This window comes from Pseudoduganella ginsengisoli (genome assembly GCF_009720865.1).
In the GTDB taxonomy this organism is placed as follows: Bacteria; Pseudomonadota; Gammaproteobacteria; order Burkholderiales; family Burkholderiaceae_D; genus Rugamonas; species Rugamonas ginsengisoli.
Window position 1 is genome coordinate 557,043 of record NZ_WNLA01000001.1, and the last position, 24,715, is coordinate 581,757.

Here is a 24,715-nt window from a genome sequence, read left to right on the forward strand (position 1 = left end):
TCAGCCGCCAAGCGCGGCTATTTTGGCCAGCAGCTCGGCTGCATCAACCGGCTTGATCAGGTAATCCTTGGCGCCCTGGCGTATGCCCCAGATGCGGTCGGTTTCCTGGTTCTTGCTGGAGCAGATAATCACCGGCACATTTTGCAAGTCCGGATCGCGCGCAATGGAGCGGGTCACCTGGAAGCCGTTTGCGCCCGGCATCACGACGTCCATCAATATCAGTTCCGGCTTGTCCGCCCTGATGCGCTCCAGCGCTTGTTCGCCGTTTTCGGCAGTGGTGACGGTAAAACCGTTTTTGACCAGGATATCAGTCAAATAGTAACGCTCGGTCGGGGAGTCGTCGACTATGAGGATACGTTGTATGGCCATGTTCCCCTCGCAGTGTCAGGTGCCGGCCTGGCCTGCGGTATGTTCACGCACGGCCGCCAGCAAGCTGTCTTTGGTAAATGGTTTAGTCAGGTAGGCGGCAGAGCCGACCATGGCGCCACGCGCGCGGTCAAACAAGCCGTCTTTGGACGACAGCATCAGCACGGGCGTGGTATGGAATTTAGTGCTTTTCTTGATCAGTGCGCACGTCTGGTAACCGTCCAGGCGCGGCATCAGAATGTCGCAAAAGATCAAATCCGGGTGATGGTCATTGATTTTGGCCAGCGCATCAAAACCATCTTCCGCCAGCACCACCTGGTAGCCAGCCTGGCCCAGGAAAATCTCGGCCGACCGCCGAATGGTGCTGCTGTCGTCGATCACCATGATCTTCAAACCTGTCGCTTGCGGCGTCATTGTCATATTCGCTCACCGGTATACGTATCGACACGATAGCATAGGGCGCTGCGATTTGGCACGACCGTGTTGCTGTACAAGCAATTAGCGCGCGATGGCGTCAGATCGCCACCATTTCGAAGTCCTCTTTACGGGCGCCGCACTCAGGACAGCTCCAGTTGATCGGGACATCGGCCCAGCGCGTACCCGGCGCCAAGCCTTCTTCCGGCAAACCTGCTTCTTCATCGTAGATCCAGCCACAAATCAGGCACATCCAGGTTTGAAATGCCTGCGTCGATTCATTGCTACTCACGTTGTCCTTCCTTCTATCAAGTAAAATGCCGAATCAGGTATCTTAATCTACCCGCCGTGCAAAACCAAACTTCTCCCCTTATCCTGACATTCGGCACCTTTGACCCTGTCGGCGCCACCGGAGTGACCGCTGACCTGGCCGTGTTTTCCGCCCTCGGCTGCAATGGCCTGGCGGTGACGACCGCGTTGCTGATCGGAGACAGCGCCAGTGTGGAAGATATGCAGGAAGTCGATCCGGACTGGGTAGCGGACCAAGCCCGCGTGCTGCTGGAAGACGCCGCTGTCGCAGCCTTCAAGATTGGCGCGCTGCACGACCTGGAACACGCATCGGCCATCGCGGAAATCGTCTCGGACTACCCGGATGCGGCGCTGGTACTCGATCCGTTTGGTTCACGTTTGCCCGATATCGGCGACGATGTGGAAGAAATGCTGACCGTTGTGCGCCAATTGCTGGTGCCGCAGGCATCGGTGCTGGTGCTGTCGCGCGATGAACTGGCGCGGCTGGCGGAAACCTGGCGCGGCGGCGACAGCGGCTCGGACGACGATGAAGACAGCGATGACGACGAACCCGGCGACGGTGACGATGACGCCCCCGCAACCGCCAGCAAAGCCCCGGCCCGCATTCCGCTGCCGCCCGGCGGCGACATCGTGCGTGAAGAAGACCATGACCCGGTGGCAGCCGATGCGCTATACCTGATACGCCTGGGATGTGAATTCGTGCTGGTCACCGGCACCATCGGCGAAGGCGATGGCGGCCGCGCCAATACCTTATATAGTGCAGACGGCGTGGTGCGCCACGATGGCTGGCGTAACTTGCCAGGACCATTCATTGGTGCGGGCGGTACGCTGTCGGCAGCCATTGCCGCTTTCCTGGCCCAGGGCGCCGACACGCCGAATGCCGTGCGGCTGGCGCAGGATTACACACATGGCGCGCTCGAACATGCCCAGCGCTACGGCATGGGCAAACTGGTGCCAAACCGCACGTACCGCATGCAAGCCATATAACTTTCATAAGCGATTGAAACATGACTGAATCCAAAAACGATATTCTGTTTGCCCGCGCCCAGAAAACTACGCCGGGCGGCGTTAATTCGCCGGTACGCGCATTCCGTTCGGTAGGCGGCACCCCCCGTTTTATTACGCGCGCTGAAGGTCCTTATTTCTGGGATGCCGACGGCAAGCGCTATATTGATTACATTGGTTCGTGGGGCCCGGCCATTGTCGGCCACGCCCATCCGGAAGTCGTGAAAGCCGTACAAGACGCGGCCACCCGTGGTTTATCGTTTGGCGCACCGACGGAAGCGGAAATTGATATGGCGGAAGAAATTTGCCGCCTGGTGCCGTCCATTGAACAAGTCCGCCTGGTTTCCTCTGGCACGGAAGCCACGATGAGCGCATTGCGCCTGGCGCGCGGCGCCACCGGGCGCGATAAAATCGTTAAGTTCGAAGGCTGCTATCACGGCCATGCTGATTCCTTATTGGTAAAGGCCGGCAGCGGTTTATTGACTTTCGGCAATCCAACCTCCGCCGGCGTACCGGAAGATTTCGTGAAACACACGCTGGTTTTGGATTACAACAATATTGCGCAAATTGAAGAAGCGTTTGCGAATATGGGCGATGAAATTGCCTGCGTCATTGTCGAGCCAGTGGCCGGCAATATGAATTTGATTAAAGCCACGCCGGAATTCCTGCAAGCCTTGCGCCGTTTGTGCACGGAGCACGGTGCGGTATTGATTTTCGATGAAGTCATGTGCGGCTTCCGCGTCGGCTTAAAAGGCGCGCAAGAGCTGTATGGCATACAGGCGGATTTGACGGCGCTGGGCAAGGTCATTGGCGGCGGTTTGCCAGTGGCGGCATTTGGCGGCCGCGCAGATTTAATGGAAAAGATGGCGCCATTGGGAGCGGTATATCAGGCAGGAACGTTGTCAGGTAATCCGGTGGCGGTTGCGGCCGGCATGACGACCTTAAAACTGATTCAACAGCCGGGCTTTTACGACAAACTGGCCGCATCGGCAAAACGCTTGGCGGAAGGCTTAACGGCCGCAGCAAAAGAGGCCGGCGTGACTTTCTGCGCGGATTCGGAAGGCGGTATGTTTGGCCTGTATTTCAGTGCAACGCCGCCAAATAACTACGCGGAAATGATGGCGGGCGACCGTGCCAAATTCAATGTCTTCTTCCATAAGATGCTGGATGAAGGCGTGTATTTTGCACCTGCCGCGTTTGAAGCGGGCTTTGTATCGATCCAGCATGATGATGCAGTGATTGACGCCACTATCGAGGCAGCACGCAAAGTATTCACCACCCTCGGCTGATTGTATTCCATCCTGTTTTAAAAGCCGGGTTTACCCCGGCTTTTTTAATGCCCATCAGAATTCCGAAAAGCAACAAAATGGCTAAAAGTCCTTAATTTCCCGCCACTTCGTGCCAAGTATTAGCGTGATCAAGCCAATTTTCAGCGCCAATCTTTGTTGTTGGCGGCCATGTTACAATTTCAGCCACATTTGGCGGAGATAACAATGCATCGATACTGGAATCGCAATACGTGGTTTGTCGGCAGCATAGCAATCATGGCTGCCATCTATGCGGCGGCATTTAACCGCCACCACCTTCCCGACTGGATGCTGCTGGCGGATTTCTCTATCTCGCTGCCGCTATTGCACTACCTGTTATTCCGCCCTTCGCTGAAACGCTGGCTATTCCGCTGGTTCCAATTAACCAGCCTCGGGATTATTCTTGGCCATTTCATTATTCCCGAATCATCGCGCGTTATTTGGCCTATGCTGGAAAAAGTTCGTACAGCAGCAACAGGCTTGCTGATTCCCGTTGAACTGGCAGTGATGTCGATGATTGCCTACAGCGTATGGAAACTGGCGAAATTGGATGGCAATATTGATCGGGCTCTGCAGGATGGCATAACCCGTAAATTGGGTACAACGGTATCCAGCCACCTGGCTTTATGGGAAGCCCGCATCTGGCTATATGCTTTATATAAACCCATAAATGCCAGCTATGCAGGCCGGCAGCATTTTACGTATGCCAAACAAAATAGTAACGCCTCCAATCAATTGGGATTCATTATTGCGATTCTGTTTGAATTGCCATTGGCGCATATGCTGTTGCACTTTATATGGTCGCCAAAAGCTGCATGGATTGCCACGGCGCTGACTGCCTGGAGTATGGTTTATCTGATCAGTGAATACCGCGCTACGCTGGTGCGTCCGGTTTCCATAGACAGTGAGCATTTGTATATTCGCTGCGGCACCTTATCTGTGGATACCGTCATTCCATGGCATCAAATCCGATCGATAGGAAAAACCACTGAGCAGGTAAGGCGCCAGCCAGGCGTGCGCCGTTATAAACAAATGGGAGCAATCAATATCAGCATTCAATTGCAGCCCAATGTGCAGTTACCGGATTTCCTGGGGCGCGCGCAACCGTTGACCGCGATTTACCTGGGATTGGATGACCCGGATGGCTTTATTCAGGCTGCAAGTGTGAATGTTGGATAGAATTCAACACCATTAAAAAAGATACACTAGGCAGATGTTACTGATTGCCGAAAAACGCTCCAGCAGCGACAAATACGACTTTCTCCGTTTCGTCCGCAATAACGGCACCACCAGCGCCGCGCAAATGCCGCGCCAGGGTATCTTGCCGCACGACTTAATTCATTTCGTCGTGGAATCTGCATTACCGCTGCGCCACGGCTTTTTAAGCCAGGTGGCGCGCGGCGCGGATGCAGAATATGTGATCCAGCAAGTGCACAATTATGACCAGTCCACGGTGGACGAAGAAGCTGCGCAAGTGGAAGCCATCGTCGAAGGTTTGCAAACCCAGTTATGGGCTGGTGATTTCGACCATGACATGTTTATCGCGGCAGCCGACGCCGCATGCGCAGCGCGCGGCAAGCGGGCGTTTGATTTGTCCGGTGTTGACGTGCGCGCCAGCCTGTACGAACGGGCGCTGGCGTTGTTCAACCAATGGCAAGAAACCCCGTTCCACAAGTCGCTGTCGCTGGACTTCAATCCGCGTCCGGTTTAACTGCCAGCGCCGCCAGGACGGTGGCGGTATCCACCACTTGCGCGAATTCCTCATGCAGGCTGGCCAGCGCCGTGTTGTGCATCAGCTCGGCTGAGTAATGGCGTCCATCCGGCCCCGTGCGCTCGAAGGTTGCCGTGGCGTCAGACACGATCAGTGCTGCAAATCCCAAATTGCCGGCCATGCGCGTCGTGGTCGATACACAGTGATCCGTGGTAATCCCGCAAATGACGACGGTCGTGGCGCCCTGCGCACGCAAGCGCTGTTCCAGATCCGTGCCGATGAATGAACTGTTAACTTCCTTATAAATGACGGGCTCGTTTGGCAGCGGCGCCGCTTCCGGTTTGACGCGGAATCCTGGCGTATCGGGATGAAACAGGCTGTCCACACGGCGCGAGCGGTGCTGCACGTGGATCAGCGGACGGTCCGACGCGCGCCACGCGGCCAGTAACGCTGCAATATGCAATTCGGCTTGCGGGTTATTACGCCGGCCCCACACCGGGTGGTTAAAAGCTTGCTGGACATCGACGAGGATTAATACGGCATCTTGCGGCAATACGTTCATATCAGCTCCCAAAAACCTCATTGTTCCGCCCTTGCCGCTGCGCGCACAACCGATATCCCGTATAGTTGACGCTCCACACATGAAGGATTTCGATGACCAAGCCCAAATTGAACCAGCTGGAAATGCTGGTGGCGGTGGCCGACCATGGCAGCTTTGGCGGCGCTGCGGCCGCGCTGGATTGTACGCAGTCGCGCATCAGCCATGGCATCGGTGAGTTGGAAGCCGCATTGGGCTTCCGCGTGCTGCAGCGGTCGCGCACAGGGTGTAAGCCGACGGAGGCCGGCCAGCGTGTGCTGGCTGCGGCGCGTCAAATATTACAGCTGGCCGCGACCCTGCCCAGCCTGGGCGCTTCGGATGCCGCCTTGGCGGGCCGCCTTCGGCTGGCCTGCTTCCGCAGTATCAGCACGCACGTGCTGCCGCCGGTGCTGGCCGCGCTGGCGCAAGAACAGCCCGGCATTCGCATCGATATCGATGACAGTTTCGAAGAGCGCGATGCGCTGGTACAGGCGCTGCGCAGCGGGGGCGCCGATGTGGCTATTGCACAATTGCCTGTCGGTGCAGGATTGGTGACACGGCCATATGTGGCGGACGACTATGTGCTGGTGGCGCCGGCCTCCCTGGCGCTGCCTGCGCCAATCAGCTGGCAACAGGTCGATGCGCTGCCCTATCTGCAACTCGATTGCGCCGGCGCGCGTGATATCGCGGCGCGTTGCCGCGCAGCCGGATGGACTGCGCAGCCAGACCGGACCTTGGCAACGGATAGCGCGATTGCCGCACTGATCGGACGCGGCCTTGGTTATTCCTTCCTGCCCCGCCTGGCGGTGCACCCGCTGCCGGATGGCGTGCAAATACAGCCGTTACCGGTCGCCGCCCGGCGCCAGTTCGTCATTGCAGCATTACCGGGTGTGGCGCGGCAACCCGCCTGCGCCATGCTGATGCGCTACCTGGGATTGGCCCGCTTACAAACAGACAGCGCGGCCTATCGTGCCGGCTTGCTTGCTGAATAGGAACCTGGCCGCGCTATCGTTCGCGCAAGATCTGACCGTTATTTCAGCCAGCCACGGTGGCGGAAGTACAGGAATGGGGCAATCGCGCTGGTGACCATCAAGCCCAGCGACCAGGGGTAGCCGGCGGCCCAGTGCAATTCCGGGATATTGTCGAAGTTCATGCCATAGACGCTGGCAATCAGCGTAGGCGGCAGGAAGGCCACACTGGCCACGGAGAAGATCTTGATGATCTTATTCTGGTTAATGTTAATGAAGCCGACCGTCGCATCCATCAGGAAGTTGATCTTGTCGAACAAGAACGACGTGTGGCCGTCCAGCGATTCAATGTCGCGCAAAATCTGCCGGGCTTCTTCGAACTGCTCGGAATTCAACAGCCGGCCGCGCATCAGGAAGCTGACTGCGCGGCGCGTATCCATCATGTTGCGGCGGATACGGCCATTCAAGTCTTCTTCATGGGCGATCGCACTCAGCGCATCGGCCGCGTCTTTGTCGGTAAATTCCTTTTGCAGCACGCGGAACGACACGTCTTCCAGCTTTTTATAGATGCCTTCCAGCGCATCTGCCGAGTATTCCGCATCCGTCGCGTACAAATCCAGCAGCACGTCCATGTAGTCGGCAATCGAACCGGGACGCGAACGGGCGCGCATGCGCACCAGTCGGAATACGGGCAAATCGTCCGTATGCACGGAGAACAGCATCTTTTTCGCGAGGATGAACGCCACCGTCACAACGCGCGACGGGCCATCGTCTTCTTCCAACAGGAAGTCGGTCCGCAAGTGCAAATCACCGTTTTCCGCTTCGTAATAGCGGGCCGATGCTTCAATGTCCTTGACTTCGTCTTCGCCCGGCAAAATCACGCCGTAAATGGCCTTGACCCAGTTGCGCTCGTCGTCGTTGGGATCCGTCAGATCCACCCATACCGGCTCGACTTTTTCCAGATCTTCGCGCGTCTCGATAGGAACCTGGTTGAGACGGCCATTTTGTAAGACGAAAACATTGATCATAGGCACTCTCGGGCAGGGTCAGACGCAGAAGCGCGAAATTTGAAACAGCGCAAGTGTACTCGGAAAGGCCTTTTCCCGGCCACCCTTGTGTGCTTATTTTTGCCGCTATTGAGTGGCTTTTTCGATCATCTTTTCCCGTATTGATTCCGGTCCCGAAGCAGCCGGGTCCGGCTTGGGCACCTTGGGCGCTTCGATGCCCCGGGTTTCATGCACGACGACGGCCTTTGACGTCGGATTGCTGGCCTTGCATTCTGTGTCGGAAAACACGGTTTTCCCGTCAATGACGCAGCGGCGCAGGGCAGCGCCAGCAGGCTGTACGGCTTTGGCGCCTTGCTGCACGACGGCTTCCGCGCCGGTTTTTTTCATCAATTTGTCTGCCCCTTCGGCAAATAAATTGCGTTCTTTCTTCATTGAAAACAAGGCGGCCATGACGACGGCCGCCAAGCCCGCCATGATCATTGCCACGGCAATCAAGCTGATGCCTCGCTGACGTTTCAACATAAGACGCTCCCCAACGGTGAGATTCCTTATGGTAACTCAGCGGATCCCATGCGTTTGAGAATAGTTGCGGTACGCCGCGCCAGGTAACTGCTGTCCCGGTGCGCATCGTAATAACGGGGATTGGGCAACATCACGGCCAGCTTGGCAGCCTGCGCAGCGCCCAGGCTGGCGGCGCTGACGCCATAGTAGTGGCGCGCCGCCGCTTCTGCGCCAAAGATGCCTTTGCCGAATTCCACCACGTTCAAATAAATCTCGAAAATGCGCTCTTTATCCATCAGCGCTTCCAGCATGTACGTAATGATCAATTCCTGGCCTTTACGCAAATAGCTCCGAGATCCCGACAAGAACAAGTTTTTTGCCAGCTGTTGCGTGATGGTGGAACCGCCGGACACGACCTTCTTCTTTTTCGCATTCTTTTCGTAGGCTTTTTGCAGCGCGTCCCAGTCGACGCCTTCATGCTCGGAAAAGTTCGCATCTTCCGATGCAATGATGGCGCGCTTCAAATTGCCGGAAATCCGGTTATAGGGCACCCATTGCTGGCGTATGTTGGCTTTGGGGTCTTTTTCCTTCAACGCTGCCTGCTGTTCACGCATGAACGACGTCATGGTCGGGTTATGGTCAACCCACCACCAGATCTGCAACAGGAAATACAACTGCACACCTAAAAACAGCAGCGCAGGGATGATGAACAGCCACTTCAGCCACCGTTTCCAGCCCGCTCCGGCTTTACCAGACTTGGCCATGATTACAGTTTCGCGCGCAATTGCGCCAGCACATCGGCAGTCTGTGGGCGCACGCCGCGCCAGGCGGCAAAGGCTTCCGCTGCCTGTTCCACCAGCATGCCGAGGCCATCGCGCACGATCGCGCCGTGTTGTTGCGCGAACTGCATGAATACTGTCGGCTCTTTACCGTACATCATGTCCAGCGCCAGCGTGCCGGGACCGAATACGGCAGGCGGCACGGGCGGCAAATCCGACGACAGGCTGGCCGACGTGGCATTGATGACGATGTCGTAGGCGCCTTCAATGTCCGCAAAACCGCAGGCGGACAAGGCCGCACCGGCCGACAGGGCGGCAAATTGCGCCACCAGCGCTTGCGCTGTCGCCACCGTGCGGTTGGCAATCGTCAGCGCAGCAGGATGGTGTTCCAGCAGCGGCAGCACGACGCCCCGCGCGGCGCCGCCGGCGCCCAGCAGCAGCACGCGCTTGCCCGTGACCGGCACGCCGGCATTGACGACGATATCGTTGACCAGGCCGGCGCCATCCGTGTTGTCGCCGACGATCCCTTGTTCCGTGAACAGCAGCGTATTGACAGCACCTGCCGCCTGCGCGCGCATGGTCAGCGCGCCCGCCAGCTTGTGCGCTTCCAGCTTGAACGGCACCGTGACATTGGCGCCCTTGCCGCCTTCCGCAATGAAGGCATGCACGGCAGCGGTGAAACCATCCAGCGGGGCCAGACGCTTATCGTAAGTCAGTTGCTGGCTGGTTTGCGCGGCATAGGCCGCATGGATTTCCGGCGACTTGCTGTGGGCAATGGGATTCCCGAATACGCAATATTTATCCGTCACATTTGCCGTCATTCAGTGCACTCCGCCGCTGCTCAAATTGGTTTCCATCTTGTCTTCCCTCGTGAATTTGAAGCGGGTGATGATCACCCACAAATCATCCCGTTCACTCGACAGCATATTCGGCGGGAACCTGCCAAACGGCGCCGCCCGGCGCACGATGGCCAGCGCCGCCGCATCGAGGGCGTCATTGCCGGAACTTTTTTCTATACGGACGCCGCCGTCTTTTTCATAAATGCTGCCGTCCTGGAACACGGGGATATACACCACCAGTTCGCCATACAGCTTGCGGCCGTTTTTCGACGGGAAGTTCAGCGTACCCATTTCTTCGATGCGTTTCTGCATCGTCTTGTAATAGCTGGCATAATCCACTTCACGCGTGGATGGCGTGATGAACGTTTTTTTAGGCCGCTTGTTCTGGTCTTCGATGACTTGCGTGATTTCCGCCGCGCGCCGCGCAATGGCCTTGCTACTGTCCAGCAAATCCGCACCGGTCGGCAGCGGATCGGGGCGGTCCCGTTCTGTAATGGGCGCGGCGGCAAACGGCGACTTGTGCACTTGTGTCAACAAGTTCTTTTGCGCTTCTTCCAGTTCCGCGATACGGCGCTTCGTGGCTTTCACACTGTCGCCCATCTCGGTCTTGCGCATGTCCGGCAATGGCGACTTGGAGCGCCCCGTGTCGGCGTTGCCGCCGCCATCAAGGTTCGCTTGCGCCAGCGCGTCCGCTTTTAATGGCGCTTTGGCGTGCTTGGCATTGACGAGGATGACTTCCAGCCCCGGATCGGCCGGTTCCACCTTGAAGTTTTTCGGCGACACAAAGTGCACCGCCAGCAGCATGGCGTGCACCAGCAGGGAAATGCCGGTGGCCAGGTACAGCAGGCGGTTTTGTTGGAAAGACATCACGCGGGAACCGTTACGAACAGGCGTTAAAGATGGTGGATTCTACGACAAAGCCCGCGCTTCAGGACTGCGCCGGGGCTTCGCCCTGTTCCGCCACTTCTTCCTGCACACCTGCCGCGGCGGCAGGATCGGCAGGTTCCACGGCCACCGTGTCATCGCCTTGCGCCACGGCTGCCGTTTCCTCTTCTTCCTCAAAGTCCAGTTCTTCCGCAGCCGCGGGCGCCACCACTTCCAGCAAACGGGCTTCCAGGTCGAGGTCGACTTCATCCCAGCGCAGCACATCGAGTTTCGCGTGCGCGCCACGCGGCGCCGATGGCATGCCCGGCAGACGGATCACCAGTGGAATGTCCGTCAAACGCAGCACTTCATCTTTCAACACCACGGCGTCCACTTGCTTGGCGTTTTCCTGGCCCAGCCAGCGCAGGCACCAGTAGCGTTCCATCGTGCTCTGGAAATCGTTGTATGCCGAGTAGGCCGCATCGAATGCCGACACAATCGCAAACAGGTTGGCATCCTTGTGCTTGAACGGCGCCACGAATGGCGCCGCCACGCCCTTCTCTGCCACGGCCAGGATTTGCCACTGGTTCACCAGGTCCGTATAGCGGCGCAGCGGCGACGTGCTCCATGCGTACTGGTCCACGCCGAGGCCCTGGTGCGGCGCCGCTTGCGTCAGCATGCGCACCTGCATCTTGGCGGCCCAGCCGCCGACACCCTGGCCCTGGCTGCGGTAAATACCCGGCACGCCATGGTCGTGCATGTACTTGCCCCACGTGCTGTTGGCGAAGATCATCAGCTCGGCCACGATCTTGTCGAGCGGTGCGCCACGCTTGCGGCGGGTAATCGTCACCACATCGTTTTCCACGTAGAAGTTGAAGTCCACGCGGTTGTTTTGTTCCGGCTTCAGGCCAAACGCTTCGCGTTTTTTCATGCGGCCCGCTTCCAGGTTCAACGCCCACTGCCACAGCAAGCCCAGCTCGGCTTTGCGCGGATAGTCGCCCGCGCCGCTGGCCAGCGTTTCCTCATTGACCAGGTCATCGAGGTCGTTATGGCGCAAGTTATTAGCAATGGGCACCAGTTCCGCACGGGTTTCCGTCGACAGCACCGACCAGTCCGCGGGATCCAGCGTGGCATACAGCGACAGGGCCGGGCAGGTTTTACCTTCGGCCAGGGTGAACGCTTCCACCACCGCATCGGGCAGCATGGTGATCTTATCGCCCGGCATATACACGGTCGACATGCGGCCACGGGCAATCTTGTCGATCGCATCGTCCGGGCGGATGCCCAGGCCCGGCGCGGCAATGTGGATACCCACGCGCACTTTGCCATCGTCCAGGTGCACGACGGAGAATGCATCGTCGATCTCGGTGGTGGTCACGTCATCGATCGAGAAGGCTTCAACGGCAGCCAGCGGCAAGCCCGCCGGAGGCGTAGGCACCGCCACATCCGGGAAACCCGCGCCTTTCGGGAAGTTCTCGAACAAGAATTTGTTCATGTGCAGGTCTTTCGGCGACGCCACGCCGCCCACGGCCAGCATCAAGCGCTGCGGGCTCTGGTGCAACTCACTGCACGCCGCATCGAGCGCCTTGAATTCAATGGTGTTCTTGTCCGGCTTGTACAGCAATTGCTGCACGATGTTTTGCATGGAAGCCGGCAAGGTCCCCGCCTTCAACTCTTCCACGTATTGCGCCTGGATCACCGCTTGCTGTTTCTTTTTCTCGATGCCGGCCAGGGCGGCGCGCAGCGATTGTTCCGGCGCTTTCTTGTAGCGGCCACGGCCCTTCTTGTAGAAATAAATCGGCGCGTTATGCAGCGCCAGGATCAATCCCGCTGCTTCTTTCGGCAGCGGCGCATGGCCGAAATACTCTTCGCCCAGCTCGGCAAAACCAAACTCGTCTTCACCAGCCACTTCCCACAGGAATTCCAGATCGACGTCGGCGGCAATGGCTTTCGCCTGTTCCATCAGTTCTGCCGGGGCCGGCTTTTCATATTGCAGCAGGATATCTTTGGCTTTCACCTTGCTGCGCTTGCCGCTGGCCATCTCTACCTGGTACGCCTCGCCAGCCTGGGACAGCACACTGCCGACTTTGAAGTCGCCGGATTCTTCGAAAAATACGTTCATTATGTTTTATGCAGCTTTCTTCAATTCGATCTTTACGCCACCCGGGACCAAGTCCAGCACTTGCGGCAAAAACACTTCCGTCACCAGCAGCACACCATGGTGACGGCGATATAAACAGCGGCGCGCATACAGCATTTCACCTTCCGCCAGCACCACGCCTGCCGCCGCGCACGCGCGCATGGCCAGCGGATGGGTGGCGCGCAGGCGCGCATATTCGAGGGCGCCGCGATGCACCAGCGGATCGCCAAACAAGGTCGATCCCAGCGACTTTTCACCCAGCGCGCTGAACGCGGGCCAGTCCGTGGCCGTGGCGCTGGTCGGCACGACCGTGTGGCCAAACACGACCGGCACGCCATCACAGCGCAGCAACACTTCACGCTCCACCACGCGGCTGGAACGGTGCAAGCTGATCGCCTGCGCTTCATCGGCCAGGCACAGCGCCGGGTGCTGGTGCAGCTTTTGCACGCGGAATGCCATGCTGTGCGCCTTGAGTTTGGCGGTCAGCGAACCGCCGCCCGTCAGCCAGTGCCGCAGTGCGGCGGGCGCATTGACTGTATTCACGTGGGCGCGCCAGTGCGCCATCCGCAGCGAGCGTCCTTTCACTGTGCACCATCCATTCGGCAAAAAGCCAGAACGTCGTCCACATAGTCAGCAAATTCACTGATGGCGTGGTCGCTGCCGGCTATCACATGCTGCCGCGCCCCCGCATAGTGCGCCACCATGTCGCGGTAATCCAGTACTTCATCACCGGTGGCCGCAATCAGGAAATAGCGCTCCGGCTGCGTAATCCGCGCCACTTCCAGCGCACGCAACTCTTCTATATAGGCGTGCTTGAATTCAAACGGTTCATCCGAGTGATATTGCGTGGTCACGCCCACGTACGGCGCCAAATCCAGGCGCGGCACGATGGCGGGATTCAACAGCACGGCGCGGCAACCCAGCCGTTCCGCCAGCCACGTCGCGTAATAGCCGCCCAGCGACGAGCCGATCAACGTCAGCTGATCCGCCGGCACGCCATCGATCAGCGACAACGCCAGTTCCATTGCCAGCTTGGGCGACGCCGGCAATTGCGGGCACAGGTATTCATTAGCCCGGCCCAGGGCCGCCATGCGTTCTCCCACCAGCCGCGCCTTCATCGACGACGGCGACGAGCGGAAGCCATGCAAATACAGGATCATTGCGCCAGCGCCTCCAGCAGCTTGCCATGCACGCCGCCAAAGCCGCCATTACTCATGACGACAATATGGTCGCCCGGCTGCGCCTGCTTGACGATGGCTTGCACCATCGCATCGATCTCTTCATATGCGCTGGCGACGCCGCCCATCGGCGATAAAGCCTGCGCCAGGCTCCAGCCCAGCGCTTTTTCACTGCCAAAACCAAACACCAGGTCGGCATCTTTCAAGCTGCCCGGCAGCGCCTCTTTCATGGCGCCCAGCTTCATTGTATTGGAACGGGGTTCCAGTACAGCGAGGATGCGGCCGGCCTTGCCTTGCGCGCGCAATTTTTGGCGCAAGCCGCCGACCGTGGTGGCGATAGCCGTTGGATGGTGCGCGAAATCGTCATACACGGTGACGCCATTGACGACGCCCCGCACTTCCATGCGGCGCTTGACGCTGACAAAGCGCGCCAGCGATTCAGCCGCCTGCGCAATCGGCACACCGACGTGGCGGGCGGCAGCAATCGCGGCCAACGCATTCGAACGGTTATGCTTGCCGGTCAATTCCCAGCGCACGGTGCCGGACTTTTCACCTTTGAACAGCACGTCAAAGCTGCCGTCATCGTATTCCGTCAGCGCCCAGTCAGCCCCCTCGGCGGCGCCAAACGATTCGCGCTCACTCCAGCAGCCGCGCTTGATCACGCGGTCCAGCGCCGCTTCATCGGCATTGAACACGACTTTGCCGATGCCCGGCACCGTGCGGACCAGATGGTGGAATTGCGTTTCAATCGCGCCCAAATCCGGGAAGATGTCGGCGTGATCGTATTCCAGGTTATTAAGGATCGCGGTTTTTGCGTGGTAATGGACGAATTTGCTGCGCTTGTCGAAGAACGCCGTGTCATATTCATCCGCTTCAATGACGAAGAAGTCGGAATCCACGCCTTTACCGGACAATCGCGCAGAGATACCGAAATTCATGGGCACGCCGCCAATCAGGAAACCCGGCGCGTAGCCGGCATCTTCCAAAATCCACGCCAGCATGGCCGACGTCGTGGTCTTGCCATGCGTACCGGCCACGGCCAGCACCCATTTATTACGCAAGATGTGCTCGCCCATCCATTGCGGGCCCGATACGTATGGCAAGCCCCGGTTCATGATTTCTTCAATCAGCGGGTTACCGCGCGACACAACGTTGCCAATTACATACAAATCCGGATTCAGCGCCACCTGTTCCGGCCCGAATCCCTGGATCAGTGCTATGCCCTGCGCTTCCAGCTGGGTGCTCATCGGCGGATACACATTGGCATCGCAGCCCGTGACGCGGTGCCCCGCTTCTTTGGCCAGCACGGCCAGACCGCCCATAAAGGTGCCGCAAATACCTAATATATGAATATGCATGTTGAGGGTGCGCAGAACGAAAAGCAAAACAAGTATGCGATTTTACCCGACCGGTGCCTTGTATCGGTTCAGAGTATGATCACGGTCATGATGCCTACTCCATTAGATGAAGTCCAACAGCTGCGCGCAGAAATCGCGGTGGCGGCTGCCCGCATGGTGGCGCAGGATGGCGCCGACTATGGCACAGCACGGCGCAAGGCAGCGCGCCAGGTGCTGGGCGACAGTGACGGGCCATCCGATGTCTTGCCCGACAATCAACAAATTGAAGAAGAAGTGCGGCAGTATCACGCATTATTTAATGCCGATACCCATGCCGCGGTACTGTTCCGCCTGCGCAGCGTGGCTTTGCAAGTCATGGAAATGCTGGAACGCTTCAACCCGTTCCTGACCGGCTCCGTGCTCAATGGCAGCGCCGGCCCCCATGACGACATTCATTTGCAACTGTTTGCCGACAGTGCGAAGGAAGTTGAAATCTTTCTTCTTAACAAGAACCTGAACATCGACATTTCCGAAGCGCCGCACTTCAAAGGCCCGCGCTTCGATACGGTCGAACGGGTCAGCTTCATGTGGCATAAAGAAGGCGTCCACGCCGAACTGTATGAAATCGATGATTTGCGGGGCGCCGTCAAAACCCGTGGCGATGGCCGGCTGATGCGCGCCGACATCGCTGCCGTACGCGCCTTATTAATACCAAATACTCACCCAACCATATAATGTTGAAAAAGAATCAAGTAGTAATCGGCGCCGTTGCGCTTGCTTTTGCCGCAGCCGGCGCATGGGTCAGCGTTCAAAAATCCCCCCCATCCGTCCCCGCCCCGGCTGCTGCCGGCAATCCCGCCGCCGTGGCCCCCGTCGATGAATTGTTCCAGCAACAATTGAAAGATGCGAAAGGCGTGCAGCAAGCGCTGGCGCAATGGAAGGGCAAGGCGCTGATCGTGAACTTCTGGGCCCCGTGGTGTGGTCCCTGCGTTGAGGAAATGCCTGAATTATCAGCGCTGCAGGAGGAAATCCGCGCCAAGAATATCCAGGTCATTGGTATCGGTATCGACAGTCCGTCCAACATCGCGGAATTCGCGGAAAAGAACAAAATCGACTACCCCGTTTATGTAGCCGGACTGAGCGGTACGGAACTGTCGCGCAAGTTCGGCAATGCCCAGGGCGGGCTGCCTTACACGGTCTTGCTGGGCGCCGACGGCAAGGTCGTGAAGACCTATCTTGGCAGGATTAAGTTCGGTGAATTGCGTGCAGATCTTGCAAGGATGTGAGAACTTAGGCAAGATATTTTTACTTGCCAAGGGTCGCTGTTGACGGCAAAATGCGGAACTTTTGTGGAAAACGGTGCTCAAGCGCATGGCAAAAAACATCCTGCTGATGAATGGCCCCAACCTGAATTTGCTGGGTACGCGTGAACCAGGCGTGTATGGTGCGAGTACCCTGGCGGACGTGGAACAGGCCGCACAGGCGCAAGCCGCAGCAGCGGGAGCCCAGCTTTCTTGCTTTCAAAGCAATCATGAAGGCGCATTGATCGACCGCATTCACGCTGCCCGTACCGAAGGCGTGGATATGATCGTGATCAATCCGGGTGGCCTGACGCATACCAGCGTGGCGTTGCGCGATGCGCTGGCCGGCGTGGCGATCCCGTTTGTTGAAATCCACATCTCGAATATTTATCAGCGCGAAGAATTTCGCCACCATTCTTTTCTTAGTGCGATCGCGCAGGGTACGATTTGCGGCCTAGGTGTGGACGGATATCGTCTGGCCATCGACTTTGCACTTAAAAAACGTTAATCTACGCGATCTGCGTGCAATTATCGCGGCTTACCCGCCGCTGCCCCAATAAACAAATCAGAACATTCCAGGGAGTCTCAGATGGATCTACGCAAGCTCAAGACATTGATCGACTTGGTCGCTGAATCGGATATCGCAGAACTCGAAGTGACCGAAGGCGAGAGCAAAGTACGCATCGTCAAGTCCTCCGCTATGCCTCAGAATCAAGTGGTGATGATGCCGTCGCAAGGCGTTGCACCGCAATTTGCTGCCCCGGCCGCGCCTGCCGCAGCCAGCGCAGCACCAGCAGCCGCCCCGGCAGTTGCCGCCGCAGCCGCCGAGCCAACCGGCCACGTCGTGAAGTCGCCGATGGTGGGCACCTTCTACCGTTCGTCCGCTCCAGGCGCACCGGCGTTTGTCGAAGTGGGCCAGTCGGTCAAAGAAGGCGACACGCTGTGCATCATCGAAGCGATGAAGCTGCTGAATGAAATCGATGCCGATAAAACCGGCACCATCACGCAAATCCTGGTTGAAAACGGCCAGCCGGTCGAGTACGGCCAACCCCTGTTTGTGATCGGCTAATACGTTCACGCGAGCTGCGCGCTGCCTGCGCCGCGGCTCCATCCGTAGCCCACGTCCCCTACATCCGGAGCTGCCGCTCCCCACAAACACAGAACCTGCCATGTTTGAAAAAATCCTCATTGCCAATCGCGGTGAAATTGCGCTCCGTATTCAGCGCGCCTGCCGTGAAATGGGCATCAAGACGGTGGTAGTCCACTCCGAAGCGGACAAAGACGCCAAATACGTAAAGCTGGCCGATGAATCGGTTTGCATCGGCCCGGCGCCGTCCCCTCAGAGCTACCTGAACATGCCTGCCATCATCAGCGCGGCTGAAGTGACGGATGCGGAAGCCATCCACCCTGGCTATGGCTTCCTGGCGGAGAACGCGAACTTCGCGGAACGCGTGGAAAAATCCGGCTTCGTTTTCATTGGCCCCCGCGCTGATTCGATCCGCATCATGGGCGACAAAGTGTCGGCCAAGCAAGCGATGATCAAGGCCGGCGTGCCATGCGTGCCAGGTTCTGAAGGCGCGTTGCCGGAAGATCCAAAAGCCATCGTGCAAATTGCGCGCAAGATCGGCTATCCCGTCATCATCAAGGCGGCAGGCGGCGGCGGTGGCCGTGGCATGCGCGTGGTGCACACGGAAGCGGCATTGATCAATGCCGTGCAAATGACCAAGGCAGAAGCTGGCGCCGCGTTTGGCAATCCGGAAGTCTACATGGAGAAATACCTGGAGAATCCGCGCCACATTGAAATCCAGATTCTCGCCGACGAACACAAAAATGCCGTATGGCTGGGCGAGCGCGACTGCTCGATGCAGCGCCGCCACCAGAAAGTCATTGAAGAAGCGCCGGCGCCAGGCATCCCACGCAAGCTGATTGAAAAAATCGGCGACCGCTGCGCGGAAGCTTGCCGCAAGATCGGCTACCGCGGCGCCGGTACGTTTGAATTCCTGTATGAAAACGGCGAGTTCTATTTCATTGAAATGAACACCCGCGTGCAGGTGGAACACCCGGTCACGGAAATGATCACCGGCATCGATATCGTGCAAGAACAGATCCGCATCGCCGCTGGCGAAAAACTGCGCTTCCGCCAGCGCGACGTGATGCTGGCCGGCCACGCCGTCGAGTGCCGTATCAATGCGGAAGACCCGTTCAAGTTCACGCCGTCGCCAGGCCGCATCACCGGCTGGCATACGCCGGGCGGCCCTGGCATCCGTGTGGACTCGCACTCGTATGCGGGCTACTATGTACCGCCGCACTACGATTCGATGATCGGCAAGGTGATTGCCTACGGCGCAACGCGCGAACAGGCGATCCGCCGCATGCAAATCGCGCTGTCGGAAATGGTGGTGGAAGGCATCCAGACCAACATCCCGCTGCACCGCGAACTGATGGTCGATGCGCGTTTCATGGAAGGCGGCACCAACATCCACTATCTGGAACAAAAGCTGGCGGCAATGCCCAAGGCTGGTAATTAAGCAATTCAACTTCATGGTGCCTGATACCACAGGTGTCAGGTACCACTGATTAAGTAAGGCAGGCAAGCAATGAACTACGTAGAAATCGTCATCGAAGTCGCACGCGACCACGCTGAGGCGCTGTCCGACGCGCTGATGGAAGCGGGTGCGCTGTCCGTTTCCGTGGAAGATGCCGATGAAGGCACGGCAGATGAAAAGCCGCTGTTCGGCGAACCGGGCATGGAGCCGGAAGAAGCCGCGTGGGATCACTCGCGCGTGGTGGCGCTGACGGCGGAAGACGCCGACCAGGCCGCCATCGTTGCGGATGCCGCTGAAGGCATCGGCCTGGCCGACGTACCGAAGTACACGCTGCGCGGTGTGGAAGAGCAAGACTGGGTGCGCCTGACGCAATCGCAGTTCGACCCTATCCACATCGGCAAGAACATCTGGGTTGTGCCAAGCTGGCACGAAGCGCCTGACCAAAATGCGCTGATCCTGGAACTGGATCCGGGCCTGGCATTCGGCACCGGCAGCCACCCGACCACGCGCCTGTGCATGGAATGGCTGGAAGCCCACCCTGCCCCGGGCAAAGCCGTGCTGGATTACGGCTGCGGTTCCGGCATCCTGGCCATGGTGGCCAAAAAGCTGGGCGCAGGGGCTGTGGCGGGTGTCGACATCGACCCGCAAGCCATCGAATCGGCACGCGACAATGCGCAGCGCAACCAGGTGGCCGACATTGAATACTTCCTGCCGGACGCGTTCGCGCAATCGGCGCACGCCAATGCGCGCTTCGACATCGTCGTGGCCAACATCCTGTCCAGCCCATTGAAATTGATGGCGCCGATGCTGTCCGGCCGCGTGGCTGACGGCGGTTCGCTGATCCTGTCCGGCGTGCTGGCGCGCCAGGCGGAAGAAGTCGCGGCGGCCTATGCACCATTCATCAAGCTGGGCGTCTGGGCCGAGCATGATGGCTGGGTTGCGCTGCACGGCGTCTTGGGCAGCGATACTATTCCGCCCGCACGGGTTTAACCCGCTTCATCGCCGATGGCGCTCGCCACCAAATGCCCCCATTGCAACACGACGTTCAGGGTCGCGCACGACCAGTTGAAGTTGCGCGGGGGCATAGTCCGCTGCGGCGCCTGCAACGAAGTCTTTGACGGCAATGCCGCGCTGGTCGATCCGGCGCCGCGCACGCCCGTCATCATTGATCTCCCTGAAGCAGTTCAAGACCGCCCGGCCGCAGCGCCTGCAGTGGCGGAAGCGGCGCCTCAGCCGGCTGCTGATACCGGTACCGCTGACGTCCTGCCGCCCGCAGTGGAAGCGGCAGCGCCGGATCACGACGAACCTGCGCAAGAACCTGCGCCGGAAACCGCTGCCGTATCCACGCCTGAACCACTGCAGGCGTCCGTCCTGGAACCCGAGCCCGTCCTCGACCTGGCCGATGATTTCGACCTGGACTTGAATGGCGATGAACTGCCTGCCACGGCAGCACAGGAGCAAGAACCCGAGTCGGCATTCACTGCCGGGCCAACCGCCGCACTGCCGGCATTGGCGCAAGACGACGCATTCGACCTCGACCTGGATATCGACCAGCCCGCGCCAGTGGACGCTGCGCTGCACGGCGAAAGCGCCGATACGCAGCCGGCCCTGCAGCCAGACCCGCTGGCAGACATCCCCGCCGCCGAAGGGCCGCTGCCAGAACCTGCGGACCACCGCTTTGACGGCCGCCGCGAACCGACGCTGGATATCCCGGACGAACACCTGGCCGCCGTTGCCCTGCACGACAGTTTCGAGCTGGATGCCTACCCGCACCAGCACGATCAGCACGATCAGCACGGCCAGGAACTGCACAGCGCGGGTGAACACGGCCATACGCTCGATACCGGCGTATGGCGCAGCCGCGATGACACGCACCATTTCGGCGATGAACCGGCAGCCATCGGAGCGCACGCGGTAGACAGCCTTGCCAGCGAGGACGCCCCGGCAACAGCGTCCGCTATGCACGATGACGATGGCGACGACGACATCGTCACGCTGTCATCCGCAGCCGGCGCCAAGCTGGCGCCGGAACCCAGCGCGCCCGCCACGCCCGTCTCCGCGCGCGAGCCGGAAGAACCAGGTTTCGTCAAACGCTCGCGCCGCCAGGAACAGTGGGGCAAGGCGTCGCGCATTGCCATGGCTTGCGCGACGCCATTGCTGCTGGCCGGCCTCGCGTACCAGGCCGTCGCCACGTTCCGCAATCCGCTGGCCGCCGCCGTGCCTGCACTGAAGCCGGCGCTGGTTTCCGCCTGCGCCATCGTTGGCTGCAAAGTGGAACTGCCATCGCAGCTGGATGCGCTGTCGATCGAACAGGGCGAGCTGCAAACCATGGCGGACAATATCTTCAGCTTCTCGACGTCGCTGCGCAACCAGTCCGCCACCGCGCAAAACTGGCCGCACATTGAACTGATCCTCAACGACAGCGCCGACAAACCCGTGCTGCGCCGCGTCTTCGCGCCGCGCGACTATCTGCCGCCCAACGCTGATTTCGCCTCGGGCTTCCTGCCCCGTTCCGAACAGCCGGTCAAACTGTACTTCGAACTGTCCCGCGTCAAAGCGTCGGGCTACCACATCGCGGTTTTTTACCCTTAACGACACTATGAACCAGACTTCCCTGATTTGCGGCTCGCTCGCAATCGACTACATCATGCAGCACGAAGGCCGCTTCGGCGACACGCTGCTGGCCGACCAGCTGCACAAAGTGAACGTATCGTTCCTGGTGCCGACCATGCGTACCGAATACGGCGGCTGCGCCGGCAACATCGCGTACAACCTGCATATGCTGGGCGGCGACGGCCGCATCGTCGGCGTGATGGGCCAGGATAGCGGCCCGTACCTGGCGCGCCTGCAAAAGCTGGGCATTTCGACCAACAATATCCTGATCAAGGGCGACTCGTACACGGCGCAGTGCTTCGTGACGGCCGATATTGAAAACAACCAGATCAACGCGTTCCACCCGGGCGCCATGTCGTTCGCCCATGAAAACCCGGTCGCCAACGCCGGCCCGGCCCGCGTTGCCATCATTTCGCCGGACGGCCACCTGGGCATGCTGAAGCATGCGGCCGACCTGGCTGAATTGAAGATCCCATTCATGTTCGACCCGGGCCAGCAAATGCCGATGTTCAATGGCGAGCAGCTGATCGACTTCATCAACAAAGCCACCTACGTCACCTGCAACGATTATGAAATCGAATTGCTGATGTCGAAGACCGGCTTGTCGCTGCCGGAAATCGCGTCGCGCCTGGAAGCGCTGATTGTCACGCGCGGTGAAAAGGGTTCGGAAATTTACACGGACGGCAAGCGCATCGATATTCCCGCCGTGGCAGCGGAAGCCGTGCTGGACCCGACCGGCTGCGGCGACGCGTACCGCGCCGGCCTGCTGTACGGCATTACGCACGACCTGGGCTGGGAAACCACGGGCCGCCTGGCGAGCCTGCTGGGCGCCATCAAGATTGCCCACAAAGGCGGCCAAAACCACGTGCTGACCAAAGAACAGCTGGCAGCGCGCTTTAAGGCGGCGTTCGGCTACGCATACGAATAAGCGCGAATAAGCGCGAGTAACCGGACCGGCGGATACGACAAGGGCAGCCTGGGCTGCCCTTTTTAATTAGTGCGGCATTTTCTAGCGGCCGCCAAACACCATGGCCAGCACTTGCTGCGCAATTTGCAGCAGGATCAGCGCCACCAGCAGCGACAAGTCCAGATTCCCCACCAGCGGCACCACACGGCGAATCGGACGCAGCAGCGGTTCATTTAACGCCCGGATAAACGGCGCCAGCGGCGCATGCGGATTGACCCAGCTAAAGATCGCTTCAATTACCAGCATCGCCATAAAGCCGTACAAGATCCATTCCAGGAAACGCTGGAAGGCCATTAAGAGCACCACCTGCCACGAAACGCCGGCAATAAACATGACGGACGTGGCCAGGAAAACTATCAGGAAGGCGCCAATCAGGCTGGCCCAGTCAAAACCACCGACGCCCGGGACAATCCGGCGCAGCGGCCGCACCAGCCAGTCCGATAATTGAAAAGTGAATTGCGCCACGGACGATGGCGGACGGACACGAATAGCTTGCATCCAGAAACGCAGTAACAGCACCGCCCCGAGCAAACCAGCGATGGTGTTAACAATCAGCATGACGATACTCAGCACAAAGTCCCTCCGATAAATAAAAAGCCGCCGTGTGATTCTCTCACACAGCGGCCTTTGCCCATAGGGGAGTTACCCCTTAAATATTAATCAGGATGGGCGGGTGCTGGTTGGGAATGGCCATGCGGCGGCCGGGGTCAACACAGTTTTAGCAGCTGGCGCCGGAGCGGCTACGGCTGCTGGTTTAGCTTCTTCCTTTGGTGCTTCAGCTTTTGGGGCTGCGGCTTTAGGAGCTGCAGCTTTAGGCGCAGCGGCTTTTTTAGGAGCAGCTTTTTTAGGAGCTGGTTTTGCAGCGGCTGGTGCAGGAGCGGCGGCCGGTGCTGCAGCCGGTTTAGCCGCCGCTTTTTTTGCTGCTGGCTTCGCTGCTTTTGCGGCAGGTTTAGCGGCAGCTTTAGCAGCTGGCTTGGCAGCGGCTGGTTTAGCGGCTTTGGCGGCAGGTTTGGCGGCTGGTTTTGCAGCGGCTTTTTTCGCAGCTGGTTTAGCGGCTGGTTTCGCAGCAGCTTTCTTCGCGGCCGGCTTAGCGGCTGGCTTTGCAGCGGCTTTCTTGGCAGCTGGTTTAGCGGCTGGCTTAGCTGCAGCTTTTTTGGCAGCTGGCTTAGCGGCTGGCTTAGCTGCGGCCTTCTTTGCAGCTGGTTTGGCTGCCGGCTTAGCTGCGGCTTTCTTTGCAGCTGGTTTGGCTGCCGGCTTAGCTGCGGCTTTCTTCGCTGCTGGTTTGGCTGCCGGCTTAGCTGCGGCTTTCTTCGCTGCTGGTTTGGCTGCCGGCTTAGCTGCGGCTTTCTTCGCTGCTGGTTTTGCTGCTGGTTTTGCTGCTGGCTTAGCTGCGGCTTTCTTCGCTGCTGGTTTTGCTGCTGGCTTAGTTGCCACTTTTGCGGCGGCCTTCTTCGCTGCTGGCTTGGCAGCTGGTTTAGCAGCGGCTTTCTTCGCTGCAGGCTTTGCAGCTGGTTTCGCAGCGGCTTTAGCGGCTGGTTTCGCTGCTGGTTTAGCGGCAGCAGCTTTCTTAGCTACTGGTTTGGTTGCGGTTGCTGCCTTCTTTGCAGCTGGAGCAGCTTTGTCCGCTGCTGGTTTTTTTGCTTTTGCTGTAGCCATTTTGATCTCTCCTTCATCTAGAGATGAGAATTACGCACAAGATTTAAACCCGTCCGGCGAAAAGTCCGGGCGAATTATTCATCGGCACAAACGCGGCGTTTGCGCTAATGAATTCGGCATCAGCTGAACTGCTGCAACTCCTCACGTTTGCAGCGCTTCAGCTATCGAGGCCTCCGCGATATGTTGGCGGCGGCCTGCTAAATCTTGTTCTTCGAATGTGCGAAAAGCGGGCGTGTCTTCAGCTCCAGAATTTCACTTCACTTCGACTTCACTTCGACTGCACGGTTTCCCTGTTTTCTTTTTCAAAGAAAAAACCGCCCGGGCCCGATT

General features: G+C 58.9%; 28 protein-coding genes. 14 read left to right on the forward strand and 14 right to left on the reverse strand.

Features of this window, described 5'->3' with window-relative positions; translation table 11 throughout:
• The 3 genes from GM668_RS02355 to GM668_RS02365 all read right to left on the reverse strand — a co-directional run bounded on the left by GM668_RS02355 (window position 1) and on the right by GM668_RS02365 (window position 1,033).
• On the reverse strand, window positions 1–369 hold the full coding sequence (locus tag GM668_RS02355) for a response regulator (RefSeq protein WP_155437303.1): 369 nt from the start codon (window positions 367–369) through the stop codon (window positions 1–3).
• Between the two features lie 15 nt (window positions 370–384).
• Complete coding sequence (locus tag GM668_RS02360; protein ID WP_155437304.1) at window positions 385–786, reverse strand: response regulator; 402 nt, start codon at window positions 784–786, stop codon at window positions 385–387.
• A 94-nt stretch (window positions 787–880) separates the two neighbouring features.
• On the reverse strand, window positions 881–1,033 hold the full coding sequence (locus GM668_RS02365; protein WP_155437756.1) for a rubredoxin: 153 nt from the start codon (window positions 1,031–1,033) through the stop codon (window positions 881–883).
• Window positions 1,034–1,128: 95 nt separating this feature from the next.
• Here GM668_RS02365 and thiD point away from each other — a divergent pair, with 95 nt between their 5' ends.
• The 4 genes from thiD (at window position 1,129) to GM668_RS02385 (ending at window position 5,112) form a co-directional block, all read left to right on the forward strand.
• Entirely contained in the window at window positions 1,129–2,076 is a 948-nt protein-coding gene (gene thiD / locus GM668_RS31000) for a bifunctional hydroxymethylpyrimidine kinase/phosphomethylpyrimidine kinase (protein ID WP_371868612.1), read from the forward strand.
• 20 nt (window positions 2,077–2,096) lie between these two features.
• Entirely contained in the window at window positions 2,097–3,383 is a 1,287-nt protein-coding gene (gene hemL / locus GM668_RS02375; protein WP_155437305.1) for a glutamate-1-semialdehyde 2,1-aminomutase, read from the forward strand.
• A gap of 255 nt (window positions 3,384–3,638) precedes the next feature.
• Window positions 3,639–4,580 carry a hypothetical protein gene (locus tag GM668_RS02380; protein WP_155437306.1) on the forward strand — a complete coding sequence of 314 codons (942 nt, stop codon included), beginning with the start codon at window positions 3,639–3,641 and terminating at the stop codon, window positions 4,578–4,580.
• A gap of 34 nt (window positions 4,581–4,614) precedes the next feature.
• Window positions 4,615–5,112, forward strand: a complete 498-nt coding sequence (locus GM668_RS02385; RefSeq protein ID WP_155437307.1) for a hypothetical protein — start codon at window positions 4,615–4,617, stop codon at window positions 5,110–5,112.
• Here GM668_RS02385 and GM668_RS02390 read toward each other — a convergent pair.
• Entirely contained in the window at window positions 5,093–5,674 is a 582-nt protein-coding gene (locus tag GM668_RS02390; protein ID WP_155437308.1) for a cysteine hydrolase family protein, read from the reverse strand. The genes GM668_RS02385 and GM668_RS02390 overlap by 20 nt on opposite strands.
• 92 nt (window positions 5,675–5,766) lie before the next feature.
• Between GM668_RS02390 and GM668_RS02395 the strand changes: the two genes are divergently transcribed.
• Window positions 5,767–6,681: a LysR family transcriptional regulator gene (locus GM668_RS02395; RefSeq protein ID WP_229498844.1), complete on the forward strand. Its 915-nt coding sequence runs from the start codon at window positions 5,767–5,769 to the stop codon at window positions 6,679–6,681.
• A gap of 38 nt (window positions 6,682–6,719) precedes the next feature.
• On the opposite strand, the gene corA is transcribed toward GM668_RS02395, so the two are convergent.
• The 9 genes from corA to mpl all read right to left on the reverse strand — a co-directional run bounded on the left by corA (window position 6,720) and on the right by mpl (window position 15,323).
• Complete coding sequence (gene corA, locus GM668_RS02400) at window positions 6,720–7,685, reverse strand: magnesium/cobalt transporter CorA (RefSeq protein ID WP_155437309.1); 966 nt, start codon at window positions 7,683–7,685, stop codon at window positions 6,720–6,722.
• Window positions 7,686–7,790: 105 nt separating this feature from the next.
• Window positions 7,791–8,186: a DUF4124 domain-containing protein gene (locus tag GM668_RS02405; RefSeq protein ID WP_155437310.1), complete on the reverse strand. Its 396-nt coding sequence runs from the start codon at window positions 8,184–8,186 to the stop codon at window positions 7,791–7,793.
• Window positions 8,187–8,212: 26 nt separating this feature from the next.
• The gene (gene mtgA / locus GM668_RS02410; protein WP_155437311.1) at window positions 8,213–8,929 is read right to left on the reverse strand and encodes a monofunctional biosynthetic peptidoglycan transglycosylase; all 717 of its coding nucleotides are present in this window, start codon (window positions 8,927–8,929) and stop codon (window positions 8,213–8,215) included.
• Window positions 8,930–8,931: 2 nt separating this feature from the next.
• On the reverse strand, window positions 8,932–9,765 hold the full coding sequence (gene aroE, locus GM668_RS02415) for a shikimate dehydrogenase (protein ID WP_155437312.1): 834 nt from the start codon (window positions 9,763–9,765) through the stop codon (window positions 8,932–8,934).
• The gene (locus GM668_RS02420) at window positions 9,766–10,650 is read right to left on the reverse strand and encodes a TonB family protein (protein WP_155437313.1); all 885 of its coding nucleotides are present in this window, start codon (window positions 10,648–10,650) and stop codon (window positions 9,766–9,768) included. It lies immediately after the preceding gene.
• A gap of 61 nt (window positions 10,651–10,711) precedes the next feature.
• Window positions 10,712–12,769 (reverse strand): ribonuclease catalytic domain-containing protein, encoded by a 2,058-nt coding sequence (locus tag GM668_RS02425; RefSeq protein ID WP_155437314.1) that lies wholly within the window; start codon window positions 12,767–12,769, stop codon window positions 10,712–10,714.
• A gap of 6 nt (window positions 12,770–12,775) precedes the next feature.
• Window positions 12,776–13,372 (reverse strand): chorismate--pyruvate lyase family protein, encoded by a 597-nt coding sequence (locus GM668_RS02430; RefSeq protein WP_371868613.1) that lies wholly within the window; start codon window positions 13,370–13,372, stop codon window positions 12,776–12,778.
• Window positions 13,369–13,947: a YqiA/YcfP family alpha/beta fold hydrolase gene (locus tag GM668_RS02435; RefSeq protein WP_155437315.1), complete on the reverse strand. Its 579-nt coding sequence runs from the start codon at window positions 13,945–13,947 to the stop codon at window positions 13,369–13,371. The genes GM668_RS02430 and GM668_RS02435 overlap by 4 nt, the downstream gene beginning before the upstream one ends.
• Entirely contained in the window at window positions 13,944–15,323 is a 1,380-nt protein-coding gene (gene mpl / locus GM668_RS02440) for a UDP-N-acetylmuramate:L-alanyl-gamma-D-glutamyl-meso-diaminopimelate ligase (RefSeq protein ID WP_155437316.1), read from the reverse strand. Before mpl ends, GM668_RS02435 begins: the two co-directional genes overlap by 4 nt.
• Window positions 15,324–15,410: 87 nt before the next feature.
• Between mpl and GM668_RS02445 the strand changes: the two genes are divergently transcribed.
• From GM668_RS02445 to GM668_RS02480, 8 genes are all read left to right on the forward strand, one after another.
• On the forward strand, window positions 15,411–16,037 hold the full coding sequence (locus GM668_RS02445) for a hypothetical protein (protein ID WP_155437317.1): 627 nt from the start codon (window positions 15,411–15,413) through the stop codon (window positions 16,035–16,037).
• Entirely contained in the window at window positions 16,037–16,588 is a 552-nt protein-coding gene (locus GM668_RS02450; protein ID WP_155437318.1) for a TlpA family protein disulfide reductase, read from the forward strand. The genes GM668_RS02445 and GM668_RS02450 overlap by 1 nt, the downstream gene beginning before the upstream one ends.
• Window positions 16,589–16,673: 85 nt before the next feature.
• Window positions 16,674–17,111, forward strand: a complete 438-nt coding sequence (gene aroQ, locus GM668_RS02455; RefSeq protein WP_154378240.1) for a type II 3-dehydroquinate dehydratase — start codon at window positions 16,674–16,676, stop codon at window positions 17,109–17,111.
• Window positions 17,112–17,192: 81 nt separating this feature from the next.
• The gene (gene accB, locus GM668_RS02460) at window positions 17,193–17,672 is read left to right on the forward strand and encodes an acetyl-CoA carboxylase biotin carboxyl carrier protein (protein WP_155437319.1); all 480 of its coding nucleotides are present in this window, start codon (window positions 17,193–17,195) and stop codon (window positions 17,670–17,672) included.
• A 100-nt stretch (window positions 17,673–17,772) separates the two neighbouring features.
• Window positions 17,773–19,131 carry an acetyl-CoA carboxylase biotin carboxylase subunit gene (gene accC, locus GM668_RS02465; protein WP_155437320.1) on the forward strand — a complete coding sequence of 453 codons (1,359 nt, stop codon included), beginning with the start codon at window positions 17,773–17,775 and terminating at the stop codon, window positions 19,129–19,131.
• Window positions 19,132–19,200: 69 nt separating this feature from the next.
• Window positions 19,201–20,139: a 50S ribosomal protein L11 methyltransferase gene (gene prmA / locus GM668_RS02470; RefSeq protein WP_155437321.1), complete on the forward strand. Its 939-nt coding sequence runs from the start codon at window positions 19,201–19,203 to the stop codon at window positions 20,137–20,139.
• Window positions 20,140–20,154: 15 nt separating this feature from the next.
• On the forward strand, window positions 20,155–21,741 hold the full coding sequence (locus tag GM668_RS02475) for a DUF3426 domain-containing protein (protein ID WP_155437759.1): 1,587 nt from the start codon (window positions 20,155–20,157) through the stop codon (window positions 21,739–21,741).
• Between the two features lie 7 nt (window positions 21,742–21,748).
• Window positions 21,749–22,690, forward strand: a complete 942-nt coding sequence (locus GM668_RS02480) for a carbohydrate kinase family protein (RefSeq protein WP_155437322.1) — start codon at window positions 21,749–21,751, stop codon at window positions 22,688–22,690.
• A gap of 81 nt (window positions 22,691–22,771) precedes the next feature.
• On the opposite strand, the gene GM668_RS02485 is transcribed toward GM668_RS02480, so the two are convergent.
• Window positions 22,772–23,287, reverse strand: coding sequence for a YggT family protein (locus tag GM668_RS02485; protein ID WP_155437323.1), 516 nt, complete (start codon window positions 23,285–23,287; stop codon window positions 22,772–22,774).
• Window positions 23,288–23,402: 115 nt separating this feature from the next.
• Here GM668_RS02485 and GM668_RS31540 point away from each other — a divergent pair, with 115 nt between their 5' ends.
• The gene (locus GM668_RS31540) at window positions 23,403–24,512 is read left to right on the forward strand and encodes a hypothetical protein (protein WP_155437324.1); all 1,110 of its coding nucleotides are present in this window, start codon (window positions 23,403–23,405) and stop codon (window positions 24,510–24,512) included.
• Window positions 24,513–24,715 lie beyond the last annotated feature (203 nt).

What these genes read in the sequence shown, in the direction of transcription:
- GM668_RS02435 (WP_155437315.1), bottom strand. Translation starts at nt 13,947, where the DNA reads ATGATCCTGTATTTGCATGGCTTCCGCTCGTCGCCGTCGTCGATGAAG.
- mtgA (WP_155437311.1), bottom strand. Translation starts at nt 8,929, where the DNA reads ATGGCCAAGTCTGGTAAAGCCGGAGCGGGCTGGAAACGGTGGCTGAAG.
- GM668_RS02365 (WP_155437756.1), bottom strand. Translation starts at nt 1,033, where the DNA reads ATGTGCCTGATTTGTGGCTGGATCTACGATGAAGAAGCAGGTTTGCCG.
- accC (WP_155437320.1), top strand. Translation starts at nt 17,773, where the DNA reads ATGTTTGAAAAAATCCTCATTGCCAATCGCGGTGAAATTGCGCTCCGT.
- accB (WP_155437319.1), top strand. Translation starts at nt 17,193, where the DNA reads ATGGATCTACGCAAGCTCAAGACATTGATCGACTTGGTCGCTGAATCG.
- GM668_RS02355 (WP_155437303.1), bottom strand. Translation starts at nt 369, where the DNA reads ATGGCCATACAACGTATCCTCATAGTCGACGACTCCCCGACCGAGCGT.
- GM668_RS02450 (WP_155437318.1), top strand. Translation starts at nt 16,037, where the DNA reads ATGTTGAAAAAGAATCAAGTAGTAATCGGCGCCGTTGCGCTTGCTTTT.
- hemL (WP_155437305.1), top strand. Translation starts at nt 2,097, where the DNA reads ATGACTGAATCCAAAAACGATATTCTGTTTGCCCGCGCCCAGAAAACT.
- GM668_RS02360 (WP_155437304.1), bottom strand. Translation starts at nt 786, where the DNA reads ATGACAATGACGCCGCAAGCGACAGGTTTGAAGATCATGGTGATCGAC.
- aroQ (WP_154378240.1), top strand. Translation starts at nt 16,674, where the DNA reads ATGGCAAAAAACATCCTGCTGATGAATGGCCCCAACCTGAATTTGCTG.
- aroE (WP_155437312.1), bottom strand. Translation starts at nt 9,765, where the DNA reads ATGACGGCAAATGTGACGGATAAATATTGCGTATTCGGGAATCCCATT.
- corA (WP_155437309.1), bottom strand. Translation starts at nt 7,685, where the DNA reads ATGATCAATGTTTTCGTCTTACAAAATGGCCGTCTCAACCAGGTTCCT.
- GM668_RS02420 (WP_155437313.1), bottom strand. Translation starts at nt 10,650, where the DNA reads ATGTCTTTCCAACAAAACCGCCTGCTGTACCTGGCCACCGGCATTTCC.
- mpl (WP_155437316.1), bottom strand. Translation starts at nt 15,323, where the DNA reads ATGCATATTCATATATTAGGTATTTGCGGCACCTTTATGGGCGGTCTG.
- GM668_RS02425 (WP_155437314.1), bottom strand. Translation starts at nt 12,769, where the DNA reads ATGAACGTATTTTTCGAAGAATCCGGCGACTTCAAAGTCGGCAGTGTG.
- GM668_RS02405 (WP_155437310.1), bottom strand. Translation starts at nt 8,186, where the DNA reads ATGTTGAAACGTCAGCGAGGCATCAGCTTGATTGCCGTGGCAATGATC.
- GM668_RS02385 (WP_155437307.1), top strand. Translation starts at nt 4,615, where the DNA reads ATGTTACTGATTGCCGAAAAACGCTCCAGCAGCGACAAATACGACTTT.
- GM668_RS02445 (WP_155437317.1), top strand. Translation starts at nt 15,411, where the DNA reads ATGATGCCTACTCCATTAGATGAAGTCCAACAGCTGCGCGCAGAAATC.
- GM668_RS02395 (WP_229498844.1), top strand. Translation starts at nt 5,767, where the DNA reads ATGACCAAGCCCAAATTGAACCAGCTGGAAATGCTGGTGGCGGTGGCC.
- GM668_RS02390 (WP_155437308.1), bottom strand. Translation starts at nt 5,674, where the DNA reads ATGAACGTATTGCCGCAAGATGCCGTATTAATCCTCGTCGATGTCCAG.
- GM668_RS02380 (WP_155437306.1), top strand. Translation starts at nt 3,639, where the DNA reads ATGGCTGCCATCTATGCGGCGGCATTTAACCGCCACCACCTTCCCGAC.
- GM668_RS02475 (WP_155437759.1), top strand. Translation starts at nt 20,155, where the DNA reads ATGGCGCTCGCCACCAAATGCCCCCATTGCAACACGACGTTCAGGGTC.
- GM668_RS02485 (WP_155437323.1), bottom strand. Translation starts at nt 23,287, where the DNA reads ATGCTGATTGTTAACACCATCGCTGGTTTGCTCGGGGCGGTGCTGTTA.
- prmA (WP_155437321.1), top strand. Translation starts at nt 19,201, where the DNA reads ATGAACTACGTAGAAATCGTCATCGAAGTCGCACGCGACCACGCTGAG.
- GM668_RS02480 (WP_155437322.1), top strand. Translation starts at nt 21,749, where the DNA reads ATGAACCAGACTTCCCTGATTTGCGGCTCGCTCGCAATCGACTACATC.